The organism is Pararhizobium arenae (assembly GCF_001931685.1).
GTDB classification, from domain to species: Bacteria; Pseudomonadota; Alphaproteobacteria; order Rhizobiales; family Rhizobiaceae; genus Pararhizobium; species Pararhizobium arenae.
This window is the reverse complement of sequence record NZ_MOOY01000026.1, coordinates 1-5,184: the sequence shown is the minus strand read 5'-3', so window position 1 is coordinate 5,184 and position 5,184 is coordinate 1. Positions and strand designations below refer to the sequence as shown.

At 54.5% G+C, this 5,184-nt stretch carries 6 protein-coding genes; 3 read left to right on the top strand and 3 right to left on the bottom strand.

The genetic code is table 11. The features are described from left to right. The 3 genes from BLX89_RS23675 to BLX89_RS23665 all read right to left on the bottom strand — a co-directional run. The coding region (locus BLX89_RS23675; RefSeq protein ID WP_245292925.1) for a sensor domain-containing diguanylate cyclase at positions 1 to 623 on the bottom strand (623 nt) is incomplete at its 3' end. Between the two features lie 297 nt (positions 624 to 920). Next, the gene (locus tag BLX89_RS23670; protein ID WP_075293384.1) at positions 921 to 1,409 is read right to left on the bottom strand and encodes a GAF domain-containing protein; all 489 of its coding nucleotides are present in this window, start codon (positions 1,407 to 1,409) and stop codon (positions 921 to 923) included. Between the two features lie 48 nt (positions 1,410 to 1,457). Beyond that, the gene (locus tag BLX89_RS23665; protein ID WP_075293383.1) at positions 1,458 to 3,179 is read right to left on the bottom strand and encodes a methyl-accepting chemotaxis protein; all 1,722 of its coding nucleotides are present in this window, start codon (positions 3,177 to 3,179) and stop codon (positions 1,458 to 1,460) included. A gap of 563 nt (positions 3,180 to 3,742) precedes the next feature. Here BLX89_RS23665 and BLX89_RS23660 point away from each other — a divergent pair. The 3 genes from BLX89_RS23660 to BLX89_RS24895 all read left to right on the top strand — a co-directional run. Then, positions 3,743 to 4,006, top strand: coding sequence for a sunset domain-containing protein (locus tag BLX89_RS23660; RefSeq protein ID WP_075293385.1), 264 nt, complete (start codon positions 3,743 to 3,745; stop codon positions 4,004 to 4,006). A 2-nt stretch (positions 4,007 to 4,008) separates the two neighbouring features. Then, complete coding sequence (locus tag BLX89_RS23655) at positions 4,009 to 4,644, top strand: hypothetical protein (protein WP_075293382.1); 636 nt, start codon at positions 4,009 to 4,011, stop codon at positions 4,642 to 4,644. 220 nt (positions 4,645 to 4,864) lie between these two features. Next, positions 4,865 to 5,184: site-specific integrase (locus BLX89_RS24895; protein WP_483428654.1), on the top strand; the 320-nt coding region annotated here is incomplete at both ends.

Genomic DNA, 5,184 nt, shown 5'->3' with positions numbered 1-5,184 from the left:
CCGGAGCTCAACAAATAGGAAAGCCGAACGCCGATCGCCTGCAGGAGACTGTCTCCTGCGGCATGGCCGTGTGTGTCATTGACTTCCTTGAAGCCGTCGAGATCAATGACGATGATTGTCGCCGAGTGACTTGTTTGAAGCCTTTCACCCACCAGCGTCATGAATTGATGGCGATTGTTAAGACCGGTGAGGGTGTCGTGAGAGGCAAGACGCATCAAGCGCGTTTCGCGTTCCCTTCGTTCAGAAATGTCTTTGATTATCGCCCCTGCACAGACCCCTTTCTCTGACTGCCATACAGAAAGGGTGATCTCGATGGGGAACTCCGTGCCATCCTTTCTTATGGCGGAGACCTCTACCGCTCTGCCGCCGAGGTTAGGCTTTTCGCCATCTGCAACTCGTGAAAGGCCGGCCATATGCGCGCCGCGCATTCGCTCAGGAATGATGATGGTGATCGGGCGCCCGACCATTTCATCCCTCAAGTAGCCGAACATGCTACATGCCGAGGGGTTTACAAAGACAATGTTACCTTCGGCGTCGATGGAGATGAGCGACAGGTTCGTCGTTTCGGCAAACCGCCACACGGTCATCGCGATATGCTCGCTGTTATCAACGGATTGCTTCACGTCTGCCTCCTACCGAAGTGCAATAAGTAAAGTTCATGGGCGGCTGATCGCAGTGATTGGATGGTTGATTTGTGCGACCTTGGTCGCGATCACCCACAGCAATCACATCGACAACACGCGCATAGCGCCTAACTGTGGAAGTTGTTGTCCGCAAATCGGAGACCCGTAGGGCGATAAAGTGACTACAAAATTCAGTCCATGTCCGCTTAGCGGGAATGGCAGAAAAAAACGCCCCAGGTACCGGCGACAATCGTTGGGCTGCTAGGTTGATCGTCGTCCGACGGGGTCTTGGTTGGGTCATGGCAGGTTAAACAAGGTTCCATGCGCAAGGAGCTGAATGTCGACATAGTTGGCAAGCTTTTTCAGCTTGACGAGTTCCGACGCATCCGCCTGACGCGGGCTGGTTCCAATCACGCAGAGGGCCCCCACACCGTCCATTAATTTCACCCCAGCATAGAAGCGTACGCCAGGGGAGGACGTGACGAGTGTGTTGGTTGAGAACCGCGAGTCGCGGGTCGCGTCCTCGACGACCATGACCCCGTCTTCCGTTTCGATCGTATGAGAGCAAAACGACAGACTGCGGGGCGTTTCCTTTACATTGAGGCCGATGATCGTCTTGAACCATTGGCGGTTCTGGTCCACCAGACTGATGGCAGCAATACTGGCTCCGGGGAAAAGCCCAAGCGCCTGAGCAGCGCAGTCTCGAAAATCTCGAGATTCGGGAGTGTCCAGTATCCCGATATCCTGGAGCCGTTTCAGCCTTTTTTCTTCTTTAAGGAGCGTCATCGGCTCTTCCTTGCGTAGATGCTGTAGTCTGGTGTCACGTGCCACATGTTAGGCATAGCGCATCAAGCGCGGTGAGTTGGCCGTGTCCCGATGGATAGTGTTTCCCACTGGCTGATTTTGATCATTCAACCGGAACTGATTCGTCAGTTCAGCCAAACCAGCCGCGGCGTTTTTCAAGGTTTCTGCCGCTGCTGCCGAAGTCGACAGCATCGCCGCGTTCTCTTGGGTTACGGTGTCCATGACGTTTACTGCTGCATTGACCTCACCGAGCCCAATCGCCTGCTCTCGCGCGGATTTGGCCATCTCAGAAAGGGCGGCATCAATCTCGCCGACCTTGATCGTCACGTTCTCAAGCGCCTCGGCCGTATCTCCTACCAGCTTCACTCCACGCTTTACCTGATCTGAACTCGCGGAAATCAGCGTCTTGATTTCCTTCGCTGCGGTGGCTGACCTTTGCGCGAGTTCTCGCACCTCTTGCGCGACGACGGCGAAACCACGCCCCGATTCACCGGCACGAGCAGCTTCAACGCCCGCGTTAAGGGCAAGGAGGTTCGTCTGGAATGCGATACCGTCGATGACCCCGATGATTTGACTGATCTTGTTGCTGCTCTCGTCGATCTCGCTCATGACCGCAGCAGCCTGATTCATGACTTTACCCGAAAGGACGGTTCCCGACCGAGCCCCTGCGGCGGCCAGTGCCGCCTCCAGCGCTCCCTGAGCGCTTAGTTTGACGGTTGCCGTAATCTCATCCAAGGCGGCGGCGGTTTGCTCAAGGCTCGCGGCCTGACTCTCTATTCGTTTCGACATGACGTCTGACGAAGCCAAAATTTCGTCTGTACCTGTGTTAACGGTGTGGGCCGTGCTGACGATTTTCTCGATTGTCGCGTGGAGTCCATCGAGCGAGGAGTTATAATCGGAACGCAGCGGCTCGAATGCGGGGTCAAACGCATCTTCGAGCCTTTGATTGAGATTGTTTCGAGCAAGCTGTTCGAGGCCATGAGCGACCTGCGTAACAGCGCGGACGCGGCCGGAGATGTCGGTCGCGAATTTGACCACGGACTTAACGTTTCCATCCACGTCGAAGATCGGGTTATACGAAGCCTGAATCCAGATTTCACGTCCGCCCTTGCCGAATCGATGAAACTCACCCGCTGCGAGTTCGCCAGCATTTAACTTAGACCAGAACTCACGGTATTCATCAGACGCAGCAAGCTTGTCTTCAACGAACATCCGATGATGCCGACCCTTTATCTCGTCTAAGGAATAGCCGACCACATTGAGGAAGTTCTCATTGGCATCGACGATCTCGCCGCCAGGGGTGAACTCGATCATGCCCTGCACCCGGGAGATCGCAGAAATTTTGGCTTCAAAGGCGGCGTTCTTTTCACGCTGTGCCGTGGTATCCGACGCGACTTTTACGACGCGCGAGACCTTCCCTGTACCGTTTATTATTGGATTGTAAGAGGCTTGTATCCAGACGGTCTTCCCGCCCTTGGCAATCCTCCGGTATTCCTGCTGCTCAAATTCCCCCCGGCCAAGCTTGCGCCAGAAGTTCTTGTAGGCTTCCGAGGCGGCTTCCTGTTCTGTCACAAACATTCGGTGATGCTGGCCAACGATTTCGTTGGGGGCATATCCCATAACTTTGCAGAAACAGTCGTTGGCGGAGAGAATATTGCCCTCGGGATCGAACTCAATTATCGCCAGCGACTTGTTTAACGCGCCGACCAACTGTGAAGCCTTGGATTGGAATAGATTGCGCATGCCGATCATCCGATGATCCCGAGGGTGATGTTGGCAATTTTAGACAGGCAATGCTTACCAACCTTGAAACGCACCAGTTTTGGTACGGTGGCGCACAATAGCGGTAGACGCTCGCCGGCGCGCCCATGATACCCTCGCAGCGCAAGCAAACCAGATCGTGTTCTGTTTTAGAGCGAGAGATACCTGTGCAAACCGCGATGAAGGCTGAAAAAAGATAAGCAACTGGTAGTTCGAAATAACCCGCGATGATGGAACGGTGATCGAGTCCTTATAATCTTTGCGTGACTGGCGGTGCGTTTAGGTTGGACCTGAAAAGTGTTCCCGCTATCGACTTCGCAGACTACAATTTTGATGGAGGCGGGGCAGGCTCTTTGGCAGCCTCGGATCGGACCGACAGCTTTAGGGAGCGAGTTTTTTGGGTATGAACGACGGGAATGACGGCGCTTAGCAACCACTATGGGCTGCCACCCTCTGTGAGGGCGTGTTCGTGCACTTCCTCACCGTAGTGACTTCCGAAAAACTTTATGTATCACAGAAACGGGGTTGCAACTCTTGCGTGGTATCCACCAATCATGAGCAACTTTACGCTACTCGTTGTTGGACTGTCTGCTGCCTCATTCCTCGGGGCTGGCGGCTACGTGCTTATGCCTAGAGAGACGTTTGATAGCGCTTGTGACATCAAGGGCAATATCAGCATCAACAGAGGGGAACGTATCTTCCATGTTCCGGGGCAGGAAAACTATCTCGACACCAAGATACGTGCTAATTACGGGGAACGGTGGTTCTGCTCTGAAGCTGAGGCCCGCGCCGCTGGATGGCGCAAGGCGGGGCGATGAGAATGATCCGTTTTCTTGTTGTGTTTGCCGTTGCTTTCGGAGCTATCCAAGCTCACGCGGAGAAAAGAATAGATACCGTCGCCATTGAAATCGGGGCGATCAATTTCATTGTTCCTTTCGGTCCGGGTGTGACATTGCGGTTTTCAGATGAGCTGGAAATCACGGCGACAGGCGCTGACAGTAAATACGACGACCCCTTTGCCGTCCTTGAGCAAGAGATCGCTCGCGCTGCGGGTAGGCCGCTGAAAGTCGAGCAATTAATTATCAATCTGAGTAACCTTTGCCGCGCAGGTTGGAGCGGGTGTCTAGCGGACGGCAAATTTCCCCTTCCGGCCGATGTTATCCGCATAGGACCTCCCCCCGCACAGGAACATCATCTGCGCGTCTATTCGAAAGTCACTTCTCGTTCTCCTGAATTGAATTCGGCAGCAAGGCAATTACTAGAGCAACGTCTGAAGGGTATTTCTCCCTGCGGCCCAACGCTCAATGTATGCCGTGTAAATTTAGTCTTCGAGGATAGAGCTATGGTCTCGATGATGGGGACCGGCCCAACTCAAAGCTCAGAAGATTATCGTAGGCTACGCGAACGTGCACTTAGGTATATAAAACTCTTCTTGGAAAGTGGACAGGTCAGGTAACTCTCATCGTCGCGCTCGCGGGGTGCCATTTCGCCAACGCTGGCAGGTACCCTGATCCCCACCATGCGGACTGACCGCTTCAGGGAGGCCGGCACGGTGGTGTGAATGACGGCAATGACGGCGCAAAGCTGCCTTCTTTCTCGTGCAGCCAGCAATGTCCGCAATGGGCCGATTAGCGTCGAGACGTGCTAATACCTCGAGGCCTAACTGAGGCGACGTNAACAAGGGAATTCTGGTCGGACAGAAACGACCGCTGCAGCCAAAGAACGTTTGGTCGATCCGCGTTAGGCTCGAAATGAGCGGGGCGATCCGAGAACTGGCGCTATTCAACCTCGCCATCGACAGCAAGCTCCGGGCTTGCGACCTGGTCAAACTGAGAGTCGAAGACCTATGGTCGGGTAGTTCGATCCGAGATCGAGCCACCATCATCCAAAAGAAGACGAAGCCGCCCGTACAGTTTAAGGTCACAGAGCAGACCAAGATTGCGCTCGCGGCTGGCTTCCCTTCGTCCGTCGGAACGGCGGCAGCTAGCTGTTTCTA

Excerpts from the sequence above, each read along its gene's own strand:
- BLX89_RS23670 (WP_075293384.1), bottom strand. The coding sequence starts at position 1,409 with ATGACGCTCCTTAAAGAAGAAAAAAGGCTGAAACGGCTCCAGGATATC.
- BLX89_RS23665 (WP_075293383.1), bottom strand. The coding sequence starts at position 3,179 with ATGATCGGCATGCGCAATCTATTCCAATCCAAGGCTTCACAGTTGGTC.
- BLX89_RS23660 (WP_075293385.1), top strand. The coding sequence starts at position 3,743 with ATGAGCAACTTTACGCTACTCGTTGTTGGACTGTCTGCTGCCTCATTC.
- BLX89_RS23655 (WP_075293382.1), top strand. The coding sequence starts at position 4,009 with ATGATCCGTTTTCTTGTTGTGTTTGCCGTTGCTTTCGGAGCTATCCAA.